Here is a 21,984-nt window from a genome sequence, read left to right as displayed (position 1 = left end):
TGGTGTAGCCCGCTCGGTGGTGCGGCCCCATGGGCCATTTTCTTGCCTATCCGGCGAAACGCGGATAAAGCAATGCCAAAGGGCGTGGTTGCGCCCCCAGGCATGTTTTTGAATCAGTCGGCGATGCTGACGCCCGAGAAGTTGTTGCGGTTGAACGGGCTCACCAGGAAACCTTGCACTTCCTTGCGCATCGGCTGAATCACCGTCGAGTGGGCAATCGGCGTAATGGGCACCTGTTCTTTCAGGTAATGCTGAGCTTGTTTGTACAGCGCGATCCGCTGGTCTTTGTTGGTGTTCGAGACGGCGGCCTTGACCAGGGCGTCGTATTTCTCGTCGCACCACATCGAGTAATTATTGCCGCCGATGGACGCGCAGCTGTAGAGCGTGCCCATCCAGTTGTCCGGATCGCCGTTGTCGCCGGTCCAGCCGATCAGCGAAATGTCATGCTCGCCGTTCTTGCTGCGCTTGAGGTATTCGCCCCACTCGTAACTGACGATGGTCGCCTTGATGCCCACCTTGGCCCAGTCGGCCTGGAGCATCTGGGCCATCAGCTTGGCGTTGGGGTTGTAGGGGCGCTGGACCGGCATCGCCCAGAGGGTCAGTTCGGTGCCTTCCTTGACGCCGGCGGCGCGCAGCAACTCGCGGGCTTTTTCCGGGTTGTAGGGCGCGTCCTTGACCGTGTCGTCGTAAGACCACTGCGTCGGTGGCATGGCGTTCTGGGCCAGTTGCCCGGCGCCCTGGTACACCGCCTCGATGATCGCTTTTTTATCCACCGCCATGTCCAGCGCCTGGCGAACCTGCAAGTTGTCCAGCGGGGCGTGGCGGACGTTGTAGGTAATGTATCCGAGATTGAACCCAGGCTTTTCGATGACCCTCAGGTTCTTGTCCTCTTTGATCGATTCAACGTCCGCCGGGCGTGGATTCAAAGTGACCTGACACTCGTTCTTTTTGAGTTTTTGAACCCGCACCGACGCATCTGTATTGATCGCAAAGATCAACTGATCAATCTTGACCCGACTCGGGTCCCAGAACTGTTTGTTTTTCACGTAGCGAATTTGCGAATCTTTTTGATAGCGCTGAAACACAAACGGGCCGGTGCCAATGGGCGCCTGGTTAATGTCGCGCACATCACCCGAGGCCATCAGTTTGTCAGCGTATTCAGCAGACAGAATGGACGCAAAGTTCATCGAAACATTCTGGATGAATGCCGCATCAACGTTGTTGAGCGTGAACACCACGGTCATTGGGTCGGTCTTTTCCACCGACTTGATGTTTTTGTCCAGGCCCATGCTGGTGAAGAACGGGAACTCCGTCGGATACGCCACGCGGAATGGATGGTCCTTGTGCAGCATGCGATTGAAGGTGAACAGCACGTCGTCGGCATTGAAATCGCGCGTGGGCGTGAAGAGCTTGTTGCTGTGGAACTTGACCCCTTCGCGCAGATGGAACGTGTAGGTCAGGTTGTCAGGGGAGATGTCCCAGCTCGTTGCGAGAGCAGGCACGACGCTGGTCTCGCCGCGTGCGAACTCGGCGAGACGGTTGTAGATCGGCTCGGCGGCATCGTTGTCAGTACCGGAGGTGTACTGGCCAATATCAAACCCGGCCGGGCTGCCTTCCGAACAGAAGACCAGGCTTTTGCTGGCCGCCTGAACAACGGGCGTCATAGCCAGGAGTCCAGCGGCAATAAGTGACGGCATAACGATAGTTGGACGCATGATATTCCTTATCGTGAGAGGCGCATTGAATGGCAATGCCTGCGCAATCCATGGCAATCGTTTGCGCAAATGGAGAATCAACGCCTGATACATCTCACTGTTCAAGATAGACAACGGACTGTATTTGCGGCTTGTCAGAAGGTATGTCTCTGGCGCCCCACAGTCCATAGTTACGCGTGCTTCAAAGTTTGTAGGAAAAGTGCTTATCGTAAGTAGGCAGGGGCTGTCGGACAGGCGCTAACCGCCAATCGCTACGCATCTAACGATAGTCAATTTCATTTAACGATCGAGCACATAACAACGCGATCGCGTCGCCCTGGGGCAACGCGACCGAGTGGTCATCTGGACGTATTACTTGCCGCTGACGCTGACGCCGTAGAACGAGTTCAGACCGAATGGGCTGATCTTGAAGTCCTGAACTTCCTTGCGCATTGGCTGATAAACAGTCGAGTGAGCAATGGGGGTCATAGGCACGGCATCTTTGAGCAGATGTTGAGCCTGCTTGTACAGCTCGGTGCGTTTGGCCTGATCGGTGGTTTCCTTGGCCTGATGGATCAAGGTATCGAACGGCTTGTCACACCATTTGGCGAAGTTGTTGCCGTTGAGGGCGTCACAGCCAAACAGAGTACCCAGCCAGTTGTCCGGGTCACCGTTGTCGCCGCTCCAGCCAATCAGCATGGCGCCGTTTTCGCCCGCCTTGGCGCGCTTGATGTACTCGCCCCACTCGTAGGACACAATCTTGGCGTTGATGCCGATCTTCTTCCAGTCGTTCTGGAGCATCTCGGCCATCAGCTTGGCGTTCGGGTTGTAAGGACGCTGAACCGGCATCGCCCAGAGGGTGATTTCGGTACCTTCCTTCACGCCCGCCTGCTTGAGCAGGTCCTTGGCCTTGGCGACATCAAACGGTGCATCTTTGATCGTGGTGTCGTAGGACCATTGGGTCGGCGGCATGGCGTTGGTGGCCAGTTGGCCTGCGCCCTGATACACCGCGTCAATGATCGCTTTCTTGTCGACGGCCATGTCCAGCGCCTGACGTACTTTCAGGTCAGCCAGCGGGTTCGGCTTGTCTTCGCCCTTGATCTTCGGCATCACGTTGTAGGCGATGTAGCCCAGGTTGAAGCCGGCCTGATCAGGCATCTTCAGCGCGGGGTCAGCCTTCAGCGGAGCGAGGTCAGCCGGACGTGGGTAGGCGGTGATCTGGCATTCGCCTTTCTTCAGCTTCTGCGCACGAACCGAGGCGTCAGTGGTGATGGCGAAAATCAGGTTGTCGACTTTGACGTCTTCAGGCTTCCAGTAGTCCTTGTTCCCGGTGAAGCGGATGTTGGAGTCTTTCTGGTAGCTCTTGAACACGAACGGGCCAGTGCCGATCGGCTTCTGGTTGATGTCTTCCGGTTTGCCTTGTTTGAGCAACTGCGCGGCGTATTCAGCGGACTGAATGGAGGCGAAGCTCATCGCCAGGTTCTGGATGAACGCAGCATCGACGGTGCCGAGGGTCATTTTGACGGTGTGATCGTCGACCTTCTCGATCTTGGTGATGTTGGTGTCCATCGCCATGTCGGTGAAGTATGGGAATTCGGTCGGGTACGCCTTACGGAACGGGTCGTCCTTGTTGATCATGCGGTTGAACGTGAACAGCACGTCATCGGCATTGAAGGTACGCGTCGGTTTGAAGTACGGCGTGGTGTGGAATTTCACACCTTCACGCAGGTGGAAGGTGTAGGTCAGGCCATCCGGGGCAACGTCCCAGCTGGTGGCGAGGCCTGGAATGACAGCGGTGCCGCCACGTTCGAACTGGCTCAAACGGTTGAAAACGGTCTCGGCCGAAGCATCGAAGTCGGTACCGGTGGTGTATTGACCTGGATCGAAACCAGCAGGGCTGCCTTCGGAGCAGAACACCAGACTCGATGCTGCATGGGCGAAGGGAGCGCTGGCGATCAAACCTGCGCCGAGAAGAAACGGAATGACCGCTTTTTTGAGCATGGTGGCCTCAGTTGTTGTCATTTTTTGATTGAGGGTACGGCCTTTTGAGCCTGTCCCACGGATACTTATGCAGGCGCCATACCCAAAGCAAGATGTTGGCGCCAGCGAGGTGACAAACAGTGGCACGAACGTACACGAATGTCGCATAAGTGTAATTTCTGACGCTGTTGAACGTTTGCGTGTCGCATATCGATATCTTTGCAGCACCAAAAGGGTGCATCGCAACGTGGCGATTGCACCCGCTTCGGTCATCAAGTGTTACTTCGCTGTTGGTTTGTCCTGTTTATTTGGTCAGGCTGACGCCGTAGAAGGGGGTCAGGCCAAACGGGCTGAGTTTGAAATCCTGAACCTCTTTGCGCATCGGCTGAAACACTTTGGAATTGGCGATCGGGGTGATCGGCACGTCCTTTTTCAGGATGTTCTGCGCCTGCTGGTACAGCTTGATGCGCTCATCGCGGTTGCTGGTCAGCTTGGCCTGGGTCACCAGTTTGTCGTAGCTGGGGTTGCACCATTTGGCGTAGTTGCTGCCCTTGACCGCGCCACAGCTGTACAGCACGCCGAGCCAGTTATCGGGATCGCCATTGTCACCGGTCCAGCCGTAGATCATCACGTCATGCTCGCCCGCCTTGGCGCGCTTGATGTACTCGCCCCATTCGTAGCTGACGATGTTGGCCTTGATGCCGATCTTCGCCCAGTCCGACTGAATCATCTGCGCCGACATGCGCGCGTTCGGGTTGGACGCGCGCTGCACGGTCATCGCCCACAAGTTGATCTGCGTGCCCGGTGCAACGCCCGCCTCCTTGAGCAGCTGCTTCGCTTTTGCCGGATCGTGGGGCGCGTCCTTGATGTTCGGATCAAAGCTCCACTGCGCCGGTGGCAGAGCGTTCTGTGCCAACTGCCCGGCGCCCTGGTACACCGCCTTGATGATGGCCGGCTTGTCGATGGCCATGTCCAGCGCCTGACGCACCTTCAGTTGATCGAGCGGGGGATGAGTCACGTTGTACGCCAGAAAGCCCAGGTTGAAACCGGCCTGGCTCAGCACCTTGAGGTTCGGGTCCTTCTGCGCTTCTTCGATGTCCTGCGGGCGCGGATACCCGCTGATCTGGCATTCGCCGGTCTTGAGTTTCTGCAGGCGGGTGGCGGCGTCGGTATTGATCGAGAAGATCAGGTTGTCGAGCTTCACGTCCTCCGGCTTCCAGTATTCCGTGTTGCCGACGTAACGGATCTGCGCGTCTTTCTGATAGCGCTTGAACACGAACGGCCCTGTACCGATCGGCTTCAGGTTGATGTCGCCAGCCTTGCCCTGCTTGATCAGTTGCGCCGCGTATTCAGCCGATTGAATCGAGGCGAAGCTCATTGCCAGATTCTGGATGAACGCGGCATCGATGTTGTTCAGCTTGAAGCGGACGGTCTGATCGTCGACCTTTTCGACCTGCTTGATGGTGGTGTTCATGCCCATGTCAGTGAAGTACGGCGACTCGGACGGGTACGCCTTGCGGAACGGGTCATCCGGGTTCAGCAGGCGGTTGAAGGTGAACAGCACGTCATCGGCGTTGAAGTCGCGGGTCGGTTTGAAATAGTCCGTGGTGTGGAATTTCACGCCAGGCCGCAAGTGAAAGGTGTAGGTCAAGCCGTCGTCGGACACGTCCCATTGGGTTGCCAGGCCAGGCTCGACGTCTGTGCCGCCGCGCTTGAACTGGGTCAGGCGATTGAAGACGGTCTCTGCTGACGCATCGAACTCGGTGCCGCTGGTGTACTGGCTGGGATCGAAACCGGCAGGGCTGGCTTCCGAGCAATACACGAGGGTGCTGGCCGCCTGGACCGAAGGAACGCAAAGTGCCATAGCCGCTGCCAAGAGCAGGGGTTTGAAGGATGTGTCCATGTGAACCTCATTAAGTGCGGCACTCATGCCTGAATTCATCGACAGGATGATAGACAGCCAAGAATGCCGCACGGCTCACTCGGGCAACAAGCCTCGGAAATTCATAAGCTTATTACTTGATGATTTGCTGCAGGTCTTTCCACCACGTGGTTTCGGACGCCAGCTTCATGAACCCTTCCTCCAGATACCTCTGAAGGCGTGACGGCGCTGGCAGCTTGGTGTTTAGCACCTCATTCAGGTAGTTCTGACTGTCCTTGATGAGCGTGTTCTGAATGGCGCGGAGCTCGTCGATCGCCAACTGCTGGGTTCTGTCCAGCTCACTCTTTGATTCACTGCGCGCCACTTCCGCCGGGTTGCTGGCCGCCCATGCGTTGACGATCGGGTATTGCCACTCGCTGTCGGCCGGGTGGCAAAAGAAGGCCGATGCCACAGCGACCGGGTCTGCGCCAGGTTTGCCCTCCCAGTAATCGACCATTGACCGGGCGACCCTGCGCACGGCTTCGGTGGCAAGCAGCGCCGCCAGATCGTGAAGCGGGTGTTCAGCGTGATCCTTGGAGAGTTGTGAGTGGGTGGGCTCGATGTCTGGATCTTCGTTTGGATCGCTGCCCAGCAGCGTTTGTGCATCGTCGACGCTGTTGCCGATCCAGGTCAGAACGCCTTGCGCCGCGCTGTTGTAAGCATTGATCAAAATGGCTGCCGGGGTGTTGAGCAGCCAGCGGTAGAGCCTGAGCGTATCCACACCGACCGCCTGAGCGAGCGTCACCATGCCGTCCCTGGCCGTGAGCAGCGCGTTGAATGCAGTGAAGTAAGCCTGTTCGGGATGCTCGCTCAGCAGTATCAGCATCACTTTGTCCCGGTCCGAGCGATAACCCGGCTGGGAGATTTCAAACTGCAGCTCTTCGGTGGAGAAGAGGATTTTGCCCAGGGGGCCTGCCAGACTGGCGACCACGTCGGTGGCCCCGAACGTGCCTGTGACCAGGGGCAGATTCCATTTGACGTGAACAGGCGTTGTCCACGGCAGAACCCTGACATGCCCGGCCTTGATCAGGCTCAGCTCCACGAAGTTCGAATGGGCGAACAAGTCTTCGACCACATGCAGTGCGGCGCCGAAACTGCGCAGTCCGTCGAGGGAACGGCCGTGTTTCATGGCCAGCCGCAGCTCCTGTTCCATGTAGCCGACCGCATTACCGATGTAGCGCTTCATCGACGTGGCGAGCTCGGCACCCAGGGATGGGTCGCCGGGCAGCACCCAGGCTTCAAAGTCCGGATCACGCACTTTCGGGTCCGGGAACGGCGGATTGATGACCAACGGATTGTCGATGTGCTCCGTCGGCCGATAGACACCCAGCTTCTCCGGCGTGACCTTCATTTCGTTCGGGTAGCGCATCCTCAGGTCGATGAATTTTTTGGCCGCCAGCACGTCGACCAGACGGGTCCAGGCGTCGCGCGACAGCGTCGCCGGGAATTCGCCCGGCATGTCCGCCGCGCGGGTGATCTTGGGATCAACGACCTGAGAGTAATCCCGTAACCAGTTGCCGAAGTAAACGGCGTCGATTTCCATTCGGCTGAGCTTGAAGTCCTGCAGCACCCATTCGATCGTCTGGTGAGTGCTGCCTTTGGTGTCAGTGCCCGCTTCGAACGCTTCGCGATCGGAATGGACGTGCGATGGCTCGAAGCGCAGATCGGTCGAGGCCAGATAGTCGCGAATGGCTTCGCAGGCTTGCTTCCAGGAAGTCGCGTATTGACGCTCGGTGGAGGCCTCTTCGGCATACGTGGCGAAGGTCATGTCGTCTCGCGACGGTGAGGCTGCTTCGGTCAACCACAAAGTAAACAGATGGCCCTCTTCGAACGGCGCATCGGTTGCCACTGGCGCGTGCTCATCGGTCAGTTCCCGGCGCAGGACGTTGTCGATGTGGTGACCGAATTCGTGGAGCAGTGCCGTCAACAACCACCAGTAGTGCTGCGGATTGGCGGTCGTGCGAGCGAAAAATGCCCAATCGACGCGGATGACCCGCTCGCGGTTGTCGTAGTCCGCTTCGAAGCCCAGATCCCGGGAGAGGAGGACCCCAGGGTTGTGTACTTCACCCGCCAGCAGCTTGTCCTGCAGATTCGTGTAGCGGTGAGGCGGGATGTCGTTGCCGAAGACGTTGCTCATCTTCAGGGCGAAAGAATCTGGCGCGAGTTTTTCGGCCACTTGGGTCAGTAGGTCCAGTGCGAACGTGCTGCGTAACGTGCGGGTGGTCATGTCGACCGGAATGAGGGGTTGAGCTTGAAAAGGCATGATCGGATTCTTCCTTGAATCATTAGCTGTGCACGGCCGTGCCCTGTGGATCAGGCGGCCTTAGGTACGTGTTGAGGGTGAGTGTTGCCGGGGACAATTCTATGTATTCCGGCCAGCGTGGAAATCGGTCGAATCGCCCTGAGGCGTAGGAGACAGGGGGCGCGCTGATGGGGAAGGGGCCACGGGATGGCCGGAAAAAGTGGGAGCGTGCGAGGGAAAGAGCGGCAGCCACCGGCTGCCGCCGCGTGCATCAAGGGATAGCGACTTCGATGACACCGTCTGCTGCGACGCTGACCTGGCTGGTGCCGGCTTCGACATCCGGCGTTGGCGCGGCGTCGGCACGCGCGGCCTTCATCATCATGACCGGCGCGCGCAGGTACGGCTGCGGGAAACCGGAAGTGTTGAGGTTCAGGTTGACCAGCTTGTAGCCGGTGCCGCCCAGTGCGTCGGTCACCAGTTTTGCGCGGGCGCGGAAGGCGGTGACGGCGTCCTTGAGCAGCGCGTCCTCGCTGGTCTTGCGCGCGGGGTTGGAAATCGAGAAGTCCATGCCGCCCATCTTCATGTCGCCGCCCAGCAAGTCGCCGGTCAACTTCGACAGGGCGGCAAAGTCGGCGCTTTCCAGGCGAATTTCCGCATGCTCACGCCAGCCGGTGATCTTCTGGCCTTTGTCGTCGTAGACCGGGTAGCTGTTGCGGCTGCCCTGACGAATGTTGATGTCCTTGACCTGACGCGCTTCGCCCAGGGCCTTGTTCAGGGTTTCAGTAACGCCGGCCGCCAGTTTGGCGGGATCGGTGTTCTGCGCTTCGGTGTACAGCGTGACGGTCATCAGGTCGCGCTGCACTTCCTGGCTGACCTCGGCACGGACCGAAACCTGGTTGTAGTGAACGTCGTCGGCGAGGGCAGGGGTGCTGGCCAGCGCGAGTGCGCCGAGGGTGAACAATGTGGCAGTGGGGCGAAGGCTGAACATAAAAACTCCTTGTTTGGCGAACCGTCCCGAGGCGTGTGGCAAGCCCTTGGCGGACGGATGCCCATGAGACTGTGAACCCGTAGGCTTGTTCCTGCGCCGTCTGATAGGCGTCAAATGAATGTGGCGCTTTGACGCACTTTGACGGCAACTGTTGTCGCATTGGTTATACTCGCTCCGATTCGCCTGGAGCGCTCATCAGGAGAGCTCATGCTCGCCCCCTTGCAACTGCTTTCCGCTACCCGTCAGAACCTCTGGCGCCTGACCTTCATCCGTATTCTGGTGCTGGGTGCGCAGGCCGGCTCGGTGGGGTTCGCCTACCTGTTCGATCTGCTGCCGCTGCCCTGGCTGCAGCTGGACATCACCCTGGGTTTTTCGGCGATCGTCTGCCTGCTGACGGCCATCCGCCTGCGCACCTCGTGGCCGGTGACCGAGCTCGAATACGCCGTGCAACTGGCATTCGACCTGTTTATCCACAGCGCGCTGCTGTACTTCTCCGGCGGCTCGACCAACCCCTTCGTTTCTTACTATCTGGTGCCGCTGACCATCGCCGCGGTGACGTTGCCGTGGCGTTACTCGCTGATCCTGTCGGGTATCGCACTCGCGCTGTACACCCTGATGCTGGCCAAGTTTTTCCCGCTGGATGCCTTCGTGGCCCGTGAGAACATGCAGATCTACGGCATGTGGCTGAGCTTTGCGCTGGCGGCCGGGGTGATCACCTTCTTCGCCGCGCGCATGGCCGAAGAGCTGCGCCGTCAGGAACACATGCGTGCCTTGCGCCGGGAAGAAGGCGCGCGCGACCAGCAATTGCTGGCGGTGGCGACCGAAGCTGCCGGGGCTGCCCATGAACTCGGCACGCCGCTGGCGACCATGAGCGTGCTGCTCAAGGAAATGCAGCATCACCACAAGGACCCTGCGTTGCAGGAAGATCTTTCGGTGCTGCAGGACCAGGTCAAGCTGTGCAAAGAGACGCTGCAGCAACTGGTGCGCGCTGCTGAGGCAAATCGCCGGCTGTCGGTTCAGGAGCAGACCGTCACGCACTGGCTCGATCAGGCGCTCAACCGCTGGCACCTGATGCGCCCGGAAGCCACCTACCGCTTCCAGCGCCTGGGGCAGGGCGATGTGCCGATGCTGGCGCCGCCGCCCGATCTGACCCAGGCGCTGCTGAACCTGCTGAACAATGCCGCCGATGCCTGCGCCGAAGGGCTCGAGGTGAATCTGGACTGGACCGCCACCGAGATTCGCATCAGCATCCGCGATCATGGCGCCGGCGTTCCTTTGGCCATCGCCGAGCAGATCGGCAAACCCTTTTTTACCACCAAGGGCAAAGGCTTCGGCCTTGGCCTGTTCTTGAGTAAGGCCAGCGTGACCCGCGCGGGCGGCTCGGTGAAACTCTATCCTCACGAGGAAGGCGGCACGCTGACCGAGCTGCGCCTGCCCCGTGACGCACGAGGAGATGAAGCATGACTGACGAAATCCAGGTTGAAGGCGAAGAACTGCCGCACCTGCTGCTGGTGGACGACGATGCCACCTTCACCCGCGTGATGGCGCGGGCCATGGCGCGCCGTGGCTTCCGCGTGAGCACCGCCGGTTCCGCTGACGAGGGCCTGGCCCTCGCGCAGCAGGACATTCCGGACTACGCCGCCGTCGACCTGAAAATGGAAGGCGACTCGGGGCTGGTGCTGTTGCCCAAGCTGCTGGAACTGGACCCGGAAATGCGCGTGCTGATCCTGACCGGTTATTCGAGCATCGCCACGGCGGTCGAAGCGATCAAGCGTGGCGCCTGCAACTACCTGTGCAAACCCGCCGATGCCGATGACGTGCTGGCAGCGCTGCTGTCCGAACACGCCGATCTGGACACCCTGGTGCCGGAAAACCCGATGTCGGTGGACCGCTTGCAGTGGGAGCACATTCAGCGCGTGTTGACCGAGCACGAAGGCAATATCTCCGCCACCGCCCGTGCGCTGGGCATGCACCGACGCACCTTGCAGCGCAAGTTGCAGAAGCGCCCGGTCCGTCGTTAAGCACGGACAGTTTCTTAAACATTTATTCATGGAAGATCGTCTGTGGCGTCTGGCACATTGGCGCCAACGCCTATAACTGCCCGCTGCCGAGCTTTTTGCCATGAATTTTGATGTAGACGAATCCAGGGTCAATGACGCTGTAAACGGGAGTTTCTTTTCCCGGGTCTGGAAGCTGGTGTCGCCTTACTGGCGCAGTGAAGAAAAAGGCATGGCCTGGGTGCTGCTGATCGCAGTGATCGTGCTGTCGCTGTTTAGCGTGTTTTTGTCTGTGCTGTTCAACAGTTGGAATAGAGACTTTTACAACTCGCTTCAGAACAAAGATCTGGCTGCGTTTACCCACGCGATTTTGTATTTCTGCGGCCTTGCCGCTATCGCCATTCTTGGCGCGGTGTATCGGCTTTACCTCACGCAGATGTTGACGATTCGCTGGCGTCGCTGGCTGACCGAGCAGCATTTCGCCAAATGGCTCGCGCACAAGAACTACTACCGGCTGGAGCACGGCGGTTACACCGATAACCCTGACCAGCGTTTGTCCGAAGACCTCAACAATTTCACGTCCGACACCCTCAGCCTGAGCCTGGGCCTGCTGCGCACCGTGGTCAGCCTGGTGTCGTTCTCGGTGATTCTGTGGGGCGTGTCCGGCAGCATCGAGCTGTTTGGCATCACCATTCCCGGCTACATGTTCTGGGCCGCTCTTGTTTATGCGGTCGTCGGCAGCTTCCTCACTCACCTGATCGGCAAACGCCTGATCGTCCTGAGCAACCAGCAACAGCGTTACGAAGCCGACATGCGTTTCTCGCTGATGCGCGTTCGCGAGAACGCCGAAAGCATCGCCCTGTCGGACGGCGAGGCCAACGAGAATCAGCGCCTTAGCGCGCGCTTCGGCATGGTCTGGAGCAACTTCTGGACGATCATGAAGGTGCAGAAGCGCCTGACGTTCTTTACGGCCGGTTACTCGCAAATCTCGATCGTGTTCGCCTTTGTCGTGGCCGCGCCGCGTTATTTCGCTGGCAAGATCGAACTGGGCGAGCTGATGCAGATCAACTCGGCGTTCGGCAATGTGCAGGAGAACTTCAGCTGGTTCATCGACGCGTACACCCAGCTCGCGTCGTGGCGCGCCACCTGCGATCGTCTGCTCAGCTTCCGTCAGGCCATGGACGAAAACGAAGCGCGCGTGCCGGCCATCAAGGTCAGTCACGAGAGCGATGCCTTGCAGCTCAAAGGCCTCGCGCTGTCCCTCGCCGGCGGTCGCCAGTTGCTGAACAACGCAAACATCAGCATTGCCGCAGGCGAGAAGGTCATGCTCAGCGGCCGCTCCGGGAGCGGTAAAAGCACACTGCTGCGGGCGATGGGCGGGTTGTGGAAAGAAGGCCACGGTGCCGTGAAGTTACCAGCAAAACGTGCGTTCTTCCTGCCGCAAAAACCGTATCTGCCGATCGGCACGCTGCGGGAGGCGCTAAGTTATCCCCAGGCGCCCGAAGTCTATCCTGCCGAGCGCTTTGCTGAAGTGCTGGAAACCTGCCGCCTCGGTCATCTGATCTCTCGACTGGACGAGACCGAGCACTGGCAGCGCATGCTGTCGCCGGGCGAGCAACAACGTGTCGCGTTCGCCCGCGCCCTGTTGTTCGCGCCGGACTGGTTGTACCTGGACGAAGCCACCTCAGCGATGGACGAGGAGGATGAAGCTGCGTTGTATCAGGCGTTGCTGGACGAGTTGCCGGGCGTGACCTTGCTCAGTATCGGCCACCGCAGCAGCCTCAAGCGCTTCCATCGTCGCCACGTGCGCATCGACGGCGGTCAGTTGCATGAGCAGCCGCTCACCGAAACGGCATTTTGAGCGTAGAGTGCTGAAGCGATAAAGTGTCGTAAACAAGGCGCCTCACCGGGGTTGTTGTGTGATCACACAACCTGGTGAGCTATCATCAGCGTTCAGCGTATTTAGAGATGCATGTTGGATATGGAAAATCAGAGCGCTCCGCCTCGCGCCCGCCGAAAGCACCGCAGTCTCGCGCAGGAGTTGGTTACCGAACTCTCCGAGCGCATCCGTAGTGGCGGACTCAAGCGCGGCGATAAGTTGCCCACCGAGTCCGCCATCATGGAAGAGCAGGGGGTCAGCCGTACCGTCGTACGCGAAGCCATCTCGCGGCTGCAGGCGTCCGGGCTGGTGGAAACCCGGCACGGCATCGGCACCTTCGTCCTCGACACGCCAAGCCCGAGTGGTTTTCGTATCGATCCGGCGACCATCGTGACCTTGCGTGATGTCCTGGCGATTCTTGAGCTGCGCATCAGCCTTGAAGTCGAGTCGGCCGGCCTTGCCGCTCAACGCCGCTCCGCCGAACAACTGGCCGACATGCGCGCCGCCCTCGACGCACTCACCGAAAGCGCGGCCCATGCCAGCGATGCGGTCGGCGCCGATTTCCAGTTCCACATGGCGATCGCCCTGTCGACCGGTAACCGCTACTTCACCGACATCATGAATCACCTGGGCACGAGCATCATCCCCCGCACCCGCCTGAACTCCGCGCGCCTCGCCCACGACGACAACCAGCACTACATGAGCCGCCTGAGCCGAGAGCACGAGGAAATCTACGACGCCATTGCGCGCCAGGACTCCGACGCCGCCCGCGCCGCCATGCGACTGCACCTGACCAACAGCCGCGAACGCCTGCGCCATGCTCATGAAGAGGCTGAGTCGCAGCGGGCTTGATGTGGATTGATTGATAGGGGATCGCGTCGCTGCGGTGCCCTTGATCGAACAAGGTTATGGCTGGGCTATTCGACGTTTTGATCGATCGGTGCGCGTCTCCATTTTCGCAAGGCTTTGGTGAGGGCTAAGCATGTCAGCGTTGAAACCATGAGCGTCAAGCTGAGCGTCAAGAGAATGAGCATGTCTTCCCCGTCTTCCAGACCCTCCAAATTGAAGAGCGTTAGTAGCCATACATAAGCATTCATCCCGGTTTCAGTGTGAAGTATCCATTTCATCGGTCCGCCAATCATCACCCAGCGTTCGAGTAATATTGAAAGCGTAAGTATGAAGACGATTTGCAGGAATATCGCCAGCACTCTAATCATTTGGCCCCCTGAGAGTTTTCCAGCACATCCAACACTCCGAAGTATTTGATTCCAGTGCTAGGCAAGATTTCCCCTGGCATATTTCTCAAGGATCGACGTAGCTCATCGAATGCCAGCTTCGATGTCATTGTCACGCAGCCCTGGCTAATTCCCTGTGGTCCAACCGGATGAATCCGGAACGCACTTCGCTGAATGTTGTTGATAGTCGTCTGGTCGTCCACTTGGCCGTCGTCTCGGTAAAGGCTGAACCACTCGCTCCTGTCAGTTCCTGCAAATACGTCTTTAACTGGTTGTCTGATCCAGCCCAGCATGCCACCAGATTCTCGGTCTAATATGTAATACCTACCGAGGGGCAAAGGCCCCTCCTTAACCACATCCTGATAGCGTGCATTATTAACGTACGTCGCAACATCTCCGGAAAACGCTTCGTAACTTCTACCCTCACACGTCAACTCGCTCAGCGGCTCGCCGTTAAGCACATAGGTGCAGTAAGCAATATTCGGGTTCCGCTCATTTTTACCAGCCATGCCAGTCATCCTCCTGCGAGTTTGCCTCACGCGTCTACCTTGTTCGCAACACCATCCCAGCCCCCGACTATCTGGCCGCCGCCTGATCCATCGGAGCGCTTCTGCTGTATGTAGGTCATCTTGATCCGTGCGTAATTCAGGCGGACTGTTTCGGTGGGGAAACCGGTTTCTTTGCTGCCGTTGCCATTCAGCGAAACTGAAGAAACAATCACTTCCTCAAGCTTTATTTCCAGGTATTTGATCTTGTCGTTGCCCGCCCGATTTAACGCGATCGTCACTTCTTTGAAGTGCCTGCCACTGCAGCAGGCTTCGTGCAGCTTAGGTGTTGCTTTATCGACAGCTTTTCGGAAGTACAAATCACTCATTTTCGCGCGGCCACTGCTGGCCCCACCCGAGCTCGTCGTGGTTGCGGAGGCTGACTGGCTGGCGCCGACATCAAAGTCTTCCATCTCAATCCAGTCTTTGAACTGGGCATCCAGTGACTCACCCGGGATGTCAGCCATTTTTAAAAATGCATCAATTGCCATTTCGTTTCGTTCCTTGCGGTTCGCGGTGATTAAGAATTTGAATTTGAACCGCAATGACTTTAGCGACGTGCCGCGCCCCGCAGAAGGTTTTCCAGGCAGGTGCGCGAGCAGTTTCAGAGAAGGACTACAACGTTTGGATCACTGGACTACGGAATAATCCGAGAGGGCGGTGAAAGCGCTTGATTCTGGCCGGAGGCCGTAGGAGTGAGCTTGCTCGCGATCGGCTGCGCAGCAGTCGTAAAGCTGAAGCTGCAGTTCGTTCCGACATGCCGCCTTCACAAGGATGCTGCCGCTTCACGCCAGGTCGCGAACAAGCTCACTCCTACAAACAGCGCCATTTAGCGCAGCCCTTGGGGCGGCTGCGGCATCTGATAATCAGGCACCGTTACCACTTGCGACAGCAGCCAGGCACCACTCATCCTCACCCGGCATAAATATTTCAAAACGCTATTGAGTGATCACCCTCCCAGTTGTACGATGACTTACGACATCAGCGCAGGACTGGTGCTTCATCCACAAAAATAGCTCCCCAGGGTGTTCGAATAATGAATCCACAAGAACTGAAGTCCATCCTCTCTCACGGTCTGCTTTCCTTCCCGGTTACCGATTTCAATGCCCAGGGCGACTTCCACCGCGCTGGCTACATCAAGCGTCTGGAATGGCTCGCTCCTTACGGCGCCTCCGCGCTTTTCGCAGCGGGCGGTACAGGTGAGTTCTTCTCCCTGACCGGCGACGAATATTCCGAAATCATCAAGACTGCCGTCGACACCTGCGAAACCACAGTGCCGATTCTGGCTGGCGTCGGTGGTCCGACCCGCCAGGCGATTCAGATGGCTCAAGAAGCCGAGCGTCTGGGTGCCAAAGGCCTGCTGCTGTTGCCTCACTACCTGACCGAAGCCAGCCAGGACGGCGTTGCCCTCCACGTTGAAGCGGTCTGCAAATCGGTCAAGATCGGCGTTGTCGTCTACAACCGTAACGTCTGCCGCCTGACGCCTGCACTGCTGGAACAGCTGGCCGAGCGCTGCCCTAACCTGATCGGCTACAAAGACGGCCTGGGTGATATCGAGCTGATGGTTTCGATCCGCCGTCGTCTGGGCGACCGCTTCTCGTACCTGGGTGGTCTGCCCACCGCAGAAGTCTATGCCGCCGCCTACAAGGCGCTGGGCGTGCCGGTTTACTCGTCGGCGGTGTTCAACTTCCTGCCGAAAATGGCCATGGACTTCTACCGCGCCATCGCCAAAGACGATCACGAGACCGTCGGCAAGCTGATCGACGATTTCTTCCTGCCCTACCTGGACATCCGCAACCGCAAACACGGCTATGCCGTAAGCATCGTCAAAGCGGGCGCCAGGCTTGCCGGTTACGACGCAGGTCCGGTCCGTGCGCCGCTGACTGACCTGACTTCCGAGGAAGTGGACTTGCTGGCTGCTCTGATGGACAAGCAGGGCAAGCAGTAACCGCCCGGATGCCGCAAAACCGCTGAGCGATCAGCGGTTTTTTGCCCTCGGGGCTTCGCTAACGGATACCTGGCAGTACCGCTTCAGATCGCATCTGTTTTAGGGGCAGGGGCGAGCAGCACACGCACATAAGATCGTTTACCCGCACAAAAAAATAATTAGTGGGAGTTTCGAACATGCTGAAAACCAAGCCGACGCACGTCCGCTATTTGATCTTGCTCATGCTGTTCCTGGTGACCACGATCAACTATGCCGACCGTGCAACCATCGCCATCGCGGGCTCCAGCCTGCAAAAAAGCCTCGGCATCGACGCCGTCACCCTCGGTTTCATCTTCTCCGCATTTGGTTGGGCCTACGTCGGTGGCCAGATCCCGGGCGGCTGGCTTCTGGACCGTTACGGCTCCAAGAAAGTCTACGCAATGAGCATCTTCACCTGGTCGCTGTTCACCGTGCTGCAAGGCTACGTGGGTGAATTCGGTCTCTCGACCGCCATCTTCCTGCTGTTCGCCCTGCGCTTCATGGTGGGCCTCGCCGAAGCACCGTCGTTCCCCGGCAACGCCCGTATCGTGGCGGCCTGGTTCCCGACGTCTGAACGCGGCACGGCCTCGGCCATCTTCAACTCGGCGCAATACTTCGCCACCGTGCTGTTCGCCCCGATCATGGGCTGGATCGTCTATACCTTCGGCTGGCAGCATGTGTTCATCGTGATGGGCAGTATCGGCATCCTGTTCTCGCTGATCTGGCTGAAAGTTATCCACAGCCCGCGCAACCACCCGAAAATCAACAAGGAAGAGTTCGATCACATCGCCAACAACGGCGGCATGGTCGACATGGATCAGGACAAGGGTAAAGGCTCCGCCAGCGGTCCCAAATGGGACTACGTGCGTCAGTTGCTGACCAACCGCATGATGCTGGGCATTTACCTGGCTCAATATTGCATCAACGGCATCACCTACTTCTTCCTGACCTGGTTCCCGGTGTACCTGGTTCAAGAACGGGGCATGACCATTCTCAAGGCGGGCTTCATTGCATCGCTGCCGGCCATCTGCGGCTTCATCGGCGGCGTACTGGGCGGGATCATCTCCGACTACCTGCTGCGCAAAGGCCATTCGCTGACCTTCGCACGCAAGGCGCCGATCATCGGTGGCCTGCTGCTGTCGACCTCGATCGTGACCTGCAACTACGTCGATGTCGAATGGGTCGTCGTGGGCTTCATGGCACTGGCCTTCTTCGGCAAGGGCGTGGGCGCACTGGGCTGGGCGGTCATGTCCGACGCGTCGCCGAAACAAATCGCCGGTTTGAGCGGCGGTCTGTTCAACATGTTCGGTAACATCGCCTCCATCACCACCCCGATCGTCATCGGCTACATCATCAGCACCACCGGTTCGTTCAAATGGGCCCTGGTGTTCGTCGGCGCCAACGCGCTGGTGGCAGTGATCAGCTACATCTTCATCGTCGGTGAAATCAAACGTGTAGAACTCAAGGAAACCCCAAAGAAGGGTGCCTTGCCGGCCAGTGAAGCCGAGCTTTCTCAAGCGAAACTCTGAGGAAAAACCGTGATGAACTTGATCCAACATGCCGACTCGCCGCGTTACATTCGCCTGCATGCGCTTGATAACGTCGTCGTCGTGGTCAATGACCAGGGCGTCCCGGCGGGGACTGAATTCGATAACGGTCTGGTGACCGTCGACAATGTGCCGCAGAGCCACAAGGTGAACACCGTGGACATCGCCGAAGGGGAGCCGATCATTCGTTACGGCCACACCATCGGCTATGCGCTGCAGCCGATCCCGAAGGGCAGTTGGGTCAGGGAAGATCAGCTGCGCATGCCGTCGGCGCCAGCGCTGGACAGCCTGCCGATGTCCGATGCCGTGCCGGTCCGCGGTGAGCCGCTGGAAGGCTTCACCTTCGAGGGCTATCGCAACGCCGACGGCACCGTCGGCACGCGTAACATTCTGGGCATTACCACTACGGTGCAGTGCGTCACCGGCGTTCTGGATTTCGCCGTCAAGCGCATCCGCGAAGAACTGCTGCCCAAATACCCGAACGTCGATGACGTGGTGGCGCTGACCCACAGCTACGGCTGCGGCGTCGCCATCACCGCCAAGGACGCGTACATCCCGATCCGCACCGTGCGCAACCTGGCGCGTAACCCGAACCTGGGTGGCGAGGCGCTGGTGATCAGCCTGGGCTGCGAGAAGTTGCAGGCCGATCAGGTCATGCACAGTGACGACGCCTCGGTCGATCTGAGCGAGCCGTGGCTGTATCGCTTGCAGGATTCCAAACACGGCTTCAACGAAATGATCGAGCAGATCATGGAATTGGCCGAGACCCGCTTGAAGAAGCTCGACCAGCGTCGTCGCGAAACCGTGCCGGCGTCGGAATTGATTCTGGGCATGCAGTGCGGCGGCAGCGATGCGTTTTCCGGCATCACCGCCAACCCGGCACTGGGTTATGCCTCGGACCTGCTGCTGCGCGCAGGTGCGACCGTAATGTTCTCGGAAGTGACCGAGGTGCGTGACGCGATCTACCTGCTGACCTCCCGTGCGGAAAACATGGAAGTCGCTGAAGGCCTGGTTCGTGAAATGGATTGGTACGACCGTTATCTGGCCAAGGGCGAAGCGGACCGCAGCGCCAACACCACGCCGGGGAACAAGAAGGGCGGGTTGTCGAACATCGTCGAGAAGTCGCTGGGGTCCATCGTCAAATCCGGCAGCAGCGCGATCAACGGGGTGCTTGGCCCTGGCGAACGGGTGACGCGCAAAGGCCTGATCTTCTGCGCAACGCCGGCGAGCGATTTTGTCTGTGGGACGTTGCAACTGGCGGCCGGGATGAACCTGCACGTGTTCACCACCGGGCGCGGCACGCCGTACGGTCTGGCGATGTCACCGGTGGTGAAAGTGTCGACCCGTACCGAGCTGGCCCAGCGCTGGCCGGACCTGATCGACATCGATGCCGGGCGCATTGCGACCGGGCGTGCAAGCATCGAGGATCTGGGTTGGGAGCTGTTTCACTTCTATCTGGACGTGGCCAGTGGCAAGAAGACGACCTGGACCGAGAAGTATCGTCTGCACAACGACATCACCCTGTTCAACCCGGCGCCGATTACCTAAGCCGGAATTCAGCCCTTTACCAGCCGGGCATCTGAGCCCGGCTGGATCACGGTTCATGTGGGAGTGAGCGTGCTCACGAAGAAGTCACTGCAGCCGCTGAAGATTTAGCGGGTGTACCGGCCTCCTCACCCGGCTCAGGCTCAGGCTCCGGAAACGCCTCGGCGTGATCAAACTCAATGCCTTTGCCCATCGCCTTGTACTTCTTGCGCAGCGCGTGCAGTTCCTTCTGGTTGAGATTATCCAGGCTCAGCACGGCGTTCTGTGCATCTTTGGTCACGCGCAGCAGTTCGTCGATTTTGATATGCAACTCATCGGTATCGCGGTTCTGGGTGTTCTGGATCAGGAAAACCATCAGGAAGGTGATGATCGTCGTGGACGTGTTGATGATCAGTTGCCAGGTGTCGTTGTAGTGGAAGAGCGGCCCGGTCGCGGCCCACACGCAAATCAGCGCGATCGCCACCAGGAAGGTTCGTGGGCTGCCGGACCATCGCGACAAGGCCTGCGCGAACTTCGAGAATTTCATTAACGGGTTTCCTTTGTGAGCCTAGAGAGGTACCCAAGGGACCACGCTGCGTCTTTGAAATTTCTTCTTACAACATGAAATCGGCGACAGACTTCAGACCCAGCCGAACACTTCGCACGCGTTGGCGGTGCTCGCTGCGGCCAGCGTGTCGGCAGGGATTTTCATCAGTTCGGCGATGGCGGCGCAAATGTCGGGGAGATGCTCGGGGCTGTTGCGCATGCCTGGAAACATGGCCGGGGCCATGTCCGGCGAGTCGGTTTCCAGCACGACGCTGTCCAGCGGCAACTCGGCGATCACCCGATGCATGCGCAAGGCCTGCGGCCACGTCGCCGCACCGCCCAGCCCCAGCTTGTAACCCAGCTTGATGTATTCCCGCGCTTCTTCGCGGCTGCCGGCGAAGGCGTGAACGATACCGCAGCGCTTGAGCCTGAAACGCTTGAGCGCGGCGAGGGTGTCGGCATGGCTGCGGCGCACGTGGAGCAGGGCGGGGAGGTTGAAGTCCGCTGCCATCTGCAACTGCTGGTCGAGCAAGGCCTGTTGTGGCGGGCGGTCCAGGGATTCGATGTAGTAATCCAGACCGATTTCGCCCACGGCGCACAGTTTGGGATGCCCGGCCAGACGCGTCAGCCAGTCGCGCAGTTGCTGCACATGCTCGGGCTGATGCTCTTCCAGGAACACCGGGTGCAAGCCCAGCGCGGCGTACACCGACGGCTCACTGAGCGCCAGATCCCACACTCGCTGCAGATTGCGCTGATACACGCCCAACACCACGAGGCGCTCCACACCCAGCTGCCGGCTGTTGGCGAGTACGTCGTTGCGGTCGGCATCGAAATCGTCGAAATCCAGGTGTGTGTGGGTGTCGATCAGTCGCACGTTGCTTACGCCTCGTGAATCCGCTGCTTGAACGTCCGCACAATGGCATGCACGCCCGGTTCGTACTGGTCCTGCTCAATGGCCGACAGGGCCAGGGCCAGGGCTTTTTCGGCGATCAAGTGGTGCTGTTGGGCCATGGCATTGACCGGCAGCGGCAGGAAATCCAGCAGTTGCGTGTCACCGAACGTGCCCAGGTGAAGTTGGTCCGGGTTCAGGCGCCGCTGGTGCAGCAGGTCGAACACCCCTTGCAGCAGGACGTAGGACGTCGTGATCAGCGCGTCCGGGAAATAACCCAGCCGATCGAACATATCGCTGGCCAGTTGCAGGCCGCAGTCACGGCTGAACGCGTCGCCGTGCTCGCTGATCACCGAGCCTTCGAAACCCTCCAGCGCGTCTTCGAAGCCCTTGGCCCGCGCCTTACTGACGCTCAGCTCCGGCTGCGCGCCAAGCAAGGCGATGTGTCGGGGTTTGATCTCCAGCAGGCTGCGGGTCAGTTGCTGGCTGGCGTCGTGGTCGTCGCTGACCACCGAGCAGAAGTGTGCCGGGTCCATCTCCCGGTCGATGGCGATGACCGGCGTCCCTTGCTGCTGCAGCGCGCGATAGCTGTCATCGCTGGCCGGCAGGCAACTGGCGACGAACAGCGCATCGCAGCGTCTCGCACGAAACAGCTGCAACAACTGCAACTCGCTGATGGGATCGTCGTCTGAACTGGCGATCAGCAATTGGTAGCCGCGCGCGCGAGCGCCCTGTTCCAGTTGCTTGGCGATGCGCGCATAGCTGGGGTTTTCCAGGTCCGGCAGGATGAAGCCCAGTGTGCGGGTATGCCGGCTGCGCAGCCCGGCCGCCTGCGGGTTGGGCCTGAAGCCATGGGCGTCGACCACCGCGCGCACGCGCTCGACCGTTGCACTGCTGATGCGTTGCTGTTCGGCCTTTCCGTTGATCACGTAGCTGGCCGTGGTCACAGAAACACCGGCCAGACGCGCAATATCACTGAGTTTCAAGCCGGGCATCCTTTCGTGATGAGAAGCAAAAGTGGGAGCTGAACT

18 protein-coding genes are annotated in these 21,984 nt (G+C 59.3%); 7 read left to right on the top strand and 11 right to left on the bottom strand.

Annotated elements, in window-relative coordinates; genetic code table 11:
• Positions 1 to 113: 113 nt before the first annotated feature.
• From IFT99_RS11725 to IFT99_RS11705, 5 genes are all read right to left on the bottom strand, one after another.
• Positions 114 to 1,715 carry an ABC transporter substrate-binding protein gene (locus IFT99_RS11725; RefSeq protein ID WP_192132418.1) on the bottom strand — a complete coding sequence of 534 codons (1,602 nt, stop codon included), beginning with the start codon at positions 1,713 to 1,715 and terminating at the stop codon, positions 114 to 116.
• A gap of 351 nt (positions 1,716 to 2,066) precedes the next feature.
• Positions 2,067 to 3,695: an ABC transporter substrate-binding protein gene (locus tag IFT99_RS11720; protein WP_065990175.1), complete on the bottom strand. Its 1,629-nt coding sequence runs from the start codon at positions 3,693 to 3,695 to the stop codon at positions 2,067 to 2,069.
• Positions 3,696 to 3,978: 283 nt separating this feature from the next.
• Positions 3,979 to 5,577: an ABC transporter substrate-binding protein gene (locus IFT99_RS11715; RefSeq protein WP_192132416.1), complete on the bottom strand. Its 1,599-nt coding sequence runs from the start codon at positions 5,575 to 5,577 to the stop codon at positions 3,979 to 3,981.
• Positions 5,578 to 5,689: 112 nt separating this feature from the next.
• The gene (locus IFT99_RS11710) at positions 5,690 to 7,858 is read right to left on the bottom strand and encodes an HET-C-related protein (RefSeq protein WP_192132414.1); all 2,169 of its coding nucleotides are present in this window, start codon (positions 7,856 to 7,858) and stop codon (positions 5,690 to 5,692) included.
• 250 nt (positions 7,859 to 8,108) lie between these two features.
• Complete coding sequence (locus tag IFT99_RS11705; RefSeq protein ID WP_192132412.1) at positions 8,109 to 8,825, bottom strand: SIMPL domain-containing protein; 717 nt, start codon at positions 8,823 to 8,825, stop codon at positions 8,109 to 8,111.
• Between the two features lie 207 nt (positions 8,826 to 9,032).
• Here IFT99_RS11705 and IFT99_RS11700 point away from each other — a divergent pair, with 207 nt between their 5' ends.
• The 4 genes from IFT99_RS11700 (at position 9,033) to IFT99_RS11685 (ending at position 13,553) form a co-directional block, all read left to right on the top strand.
• Positions 9,033 to 10,289: an ATP-binding protein gene (locus IFT99_RS11700; protein ID WP_065990166.1), complete on the top strand. Its 1,257-nt coding sequence runs from the start codon at positions 9,033 to 9,035 to the stop codon at positions 10,287 to 10,289.
• Positions 10,286 to 10,846, top strand: coding sequence for a response regulator transcription factor (locus IFT99_RS11695; protein WP_065990162.1), 561 nt, complete (start codon positions 10,286 to 10,288; stop codon positions 10,844 to 10,846). Before IFT99_RS11700 ends, IFT99_RS11695 begins: the two co-directional genes overlap by 4 nt.
• Positions 10,847 to 10,946: 100 nt before the next feature.
• Positions 10,947 to 12,683: an ABC transporter ATP-binding protein/permease gene (locus tag IFT99_RS11690; protein WP_192132410.1), complete on the top strand. Its 1,737-nt coding sequence runs from the start codon at positions 10,947 to 10,949 to the stop codon at positions 12,681 to 12,683.
• A gap of 120 nt (positions 12,684 to 12,803) precedes the next feature.
• On the top strand, positions 12,804 to 13,553 hold the full coding sequence (locus IFT99_RS11685; protein WP_065990157.1) for a FadR/GntR family transcriptional regulator: 750 nt from the start codon (positions 12,804 to 12,806) through the stop codon (positions 13,551 to 13,553).
• 65 nt (positions 13,554 to 13,618) lie between these two features.
• Here the strand turns inward: IFT99_RS11685 and IFT99_RS11680 are convergent, their stop codons facing one another.
• Genes IFT99_RS11680 through IFT99_RS11670 form a run of 3 tightly spaced genes read right to left on the bottom strand, consistent with a single transcriptional unit; the run spans position 13,619 to position 14,972 of the window.
• Entirely contained in the window at positions 13,619 to 13,918 is a 300-nt protein-coding gene (locus IFT99_RS11680; protein WP_192132408.1) for a hypothetical protein, read from the bottom strand.
• Positions 13,915 to 14,445: a DUF2778 domain-containing protein gene (locus IFT99_RS11675; protein ID WP_192132406.1), complete on the bottom strand. Its 531-nt coding sequence runs from the start codon at positions 14,443 to 14,445 to the stop codon at positions 13,915 to 13,917. Before IFT99_RS11675 ends, IFT99_RS11680 begins: the two co-directional genes overlap by 4 nt.
• A gap of 26 nt (positions 14,446 to 14,471) precedes the next feature.
• Positions 14,472 to 14,972, bottom strand: a complete 501-nt coding sequence (locus IFT99_RS11670; protein ID WP_192132404.1) for an Hcp family type VI secretion system effector — start codon at positions 14,970 to 14,972, stop codon at positions 14,472 to 14,474.
• A 545-nt stretch (positions 14,973 to 15,517) separates the two neighbouring features.
• Between IFT99_RS11670 and kdgD the strand changes: the two genes are divergently transcribed.
• From kdgD to garD, 3 genes are all read left to right on the top strand, one after another.
• A complete protein-coding gene (kdgD, locus tag IFT99_RS11665; RefSeq protein WP_192132402.1) occupies positions 15,518 to 16,429 on the top strand; it encodes a 5-dehydro-4-deoxyglucarate dehydratase in 912 nt (303 codons plus the stop codon).
• Between the two features lie 176 nt (positions 16,430 to 16,605).
• Positions 16,606 to 17,976, top strand: coding sequence for an MFS transporter (locus IFT99_RS11660; RefSeq protein WP_192132400.1), 1,371 nt, complete (start codon positions 16,606 to 16,608; stop codon positions 17,974 to 17,976).
• A 12-nt stretch (positions 17,977 to 17,988) separates the two neighbouring features.
• A complete protein-coding gene (gene garD, locus IFT99_RS11655) occupies positions 17,989 to 19,542 on the top strand; it encodes a galactarate dehydratase (RefSeq protein ID WP_192132398.1) in 1,554 nt (517 codons plus the stop codon).
• Positions 19,543 to 19,615: 73 nt separating this feature from the next.
• Here garD and IFT99_RS11650 read toward each other — a convergent pair whose 3' ends face one another.
• The 3 genes from IFT99_RS11650 to cra all read right to left on the bottom strand — a co-directional run bounded on the left by IFT99_RS11650 (position 19,616) and on the right by cra (position 21,939).
• Positions 19,616 to 20,065: a low affinity iron permease family protein gene (locus IFT99_RS11650; protein WP_192132396.1), complete on the bottom strand. Its 450-nt coding sequence runs from the start codon at positions 20,063 to 20,065 to the stop codon at positions 19,616 to 19,618.
• A gap of 93 nt (positions 20,066 to 20,158) precedes the next feature.
• Positions 20,159 to 20,938: a TatD family hydrolase gene (locus IFT99_RS11645; RefSeq protein ID WP_192132394.1), complete on the bottom strand. Its 780-nt coding sequence runs from the start codon at positions 20,936 to 20,938 to the stop codon at positions 20,159 to 20,161.
• Positions 20,939 to 20,943: 5 nt separating this feature from the next.
• On the bottom strand, positions 20,944 to 21,939 hold the full coding sequence (cra, locus tag IFT99_RS11640; protein ID WP_065990136.1) for a catabolite repressor/activator: 996 nt from the start codon (positions 21,937 to 21,939) through the stop codon (positions 20,944 to 20,946).
• Positions 21,940 to 21,984 lie beyond the last annotated feature (45 nt).

The sequence above is a fragment of the Pseudomonas sp. CFBP 8772 genome (genome assembly GCF_014841665.1).
GTDB classification, from domain to species: domain Bacteria; phylum Pseudomonadota; class Gammaproteobacteria; order Pseudomonadales; family Pseudomonadaceae; genus Aquipseudomonas; species Aquipseudomonas graminis_B.
Note: the sequence above shows the minus strand (reverse complement) of the source record. Positions and strands in the feature narration are given on the sequence as shown.

What these genes read in the sequence shown, in the direction of transcription:
- IFT99_RS11715 (WP_192132416.1), bottom strand. Translation starts at nt 5,577, where the DNA reads ATGGACACATCCTTCAAACCCCTGCTCTTGGCAGCGGCTATGGCACTT.
- IFT99_RS11700 (WP_065990166.1), top strand. Translation starts at nt 9,033, where the DNA reads ATGCTCGCCCCCTTGCAACTGCTTTCCGCTACCCGTCAGAACCTCTGG.
- IFT99_RS11705 (WP_192132412.1), bottom strand. Translation starts at nt 8,825, where the DNA reads ATGTTCAGCCTTCGCCCCACTGCCACATTGTTCACCCTCGGCGCACTC.
- IFT99_RS11695 (WP_065990162.1), top strand. Translation starts at nt 10,286, where the DNA reads ATGACTGACGAAATCCAGGTTGAAGGCGAAGAACTGCCGCACCTGCTG.
- IFT99_RS11720 (WP_065990175.1), bottom strand. Translation starts at nt 3,695, where the DNA reads ATGCTCAAAAAAGCGGTCATTCCGTTTCTTCTCGGCGCAGGTTTGATC.
- kdgD (WP_192132402.1), top strand. Translation starts at nt 15,518, where the DNA reads ATGAATCCACAAGAACTGAAGTCCATCCTCTCTCACGGTCTGCTTTCC.
- IFT99_RS11725 (WP_192132418.1), bottom strand. Translation starts at nt 1,715, where the DNA reads ATGCGTCCAACTATCGTTATGCCGTCACTTATTGCCGCTGGACTCCTG.
- IFT99_RS11675 (WP_192132406.1), bottom strand. Translation starts at nt 14,445, where the DNA reads ATGGCTGGTAAAAATGAGCGGAACCCGAATATTGCTTACTGCACCTAT.
- IFT99_RS11685 (WP_065990157.1), top strand. Translation starts at nt 12,804, where the DNA reads ATGGAAAATCAGAGCGCTCCGCCTCGCGCCCGCCGAAAGCACCGCAGT.
- IFT99_RS11680 (WP_192132408.1), bottom strand. Translation starts at nt 13,918, where the DNA reads ATGATTAGAGTGCTGGCGATATTCCTGCAAATCGTCTTCATACTTACG.
- garD (WP_192132398.1), top strand. Translation starts at nt 17,989, where the DNA reads ATGAACTTGATCCAACATGCCGACTCGCCGCGTTACATTCGCCTGCAT.
- IFT99_RS11670 (WP_192132404.1), bottom strand. Translation starts at nt 14,972, where the DNA reads ATGGCAATTGATGCATTTTTAAAAATGGCTGACATCCCGGGTGAGTCA.
- IFT99_RS11690 (WP_192132410.1), top strand. Translation starts at nt 10,947, where the DNA reads ATGAATTTTGATGTAGACGAATCCAGGGTCAATGACGCTGTAAACGGG.
- IFT99_RS11710 (WP_192132414.1), bottom strand. Translation starts at nt 7,858, where the DNA reads ATGCCTTTTCAAGCTCAACCCCTCATTCCGGTCGACATGACCACCCGC.
- IFT99_RS11660 (WP_192132400.1), top strand. Translation starts at nt 16,606, where the DNA reads ATGCTGAAAACCAAGCCGACGCACGTCCGCTATTTGATCTTGCTCATG.
- IFT99_RS11650 (WP_192132396.1), bottom strand. Translation starts at nt 20,065, where the DNA reads ATGAAATTCTCGAAGTTCGCGCAGGCCTTGTCGCGATGGTCCGGCAGC.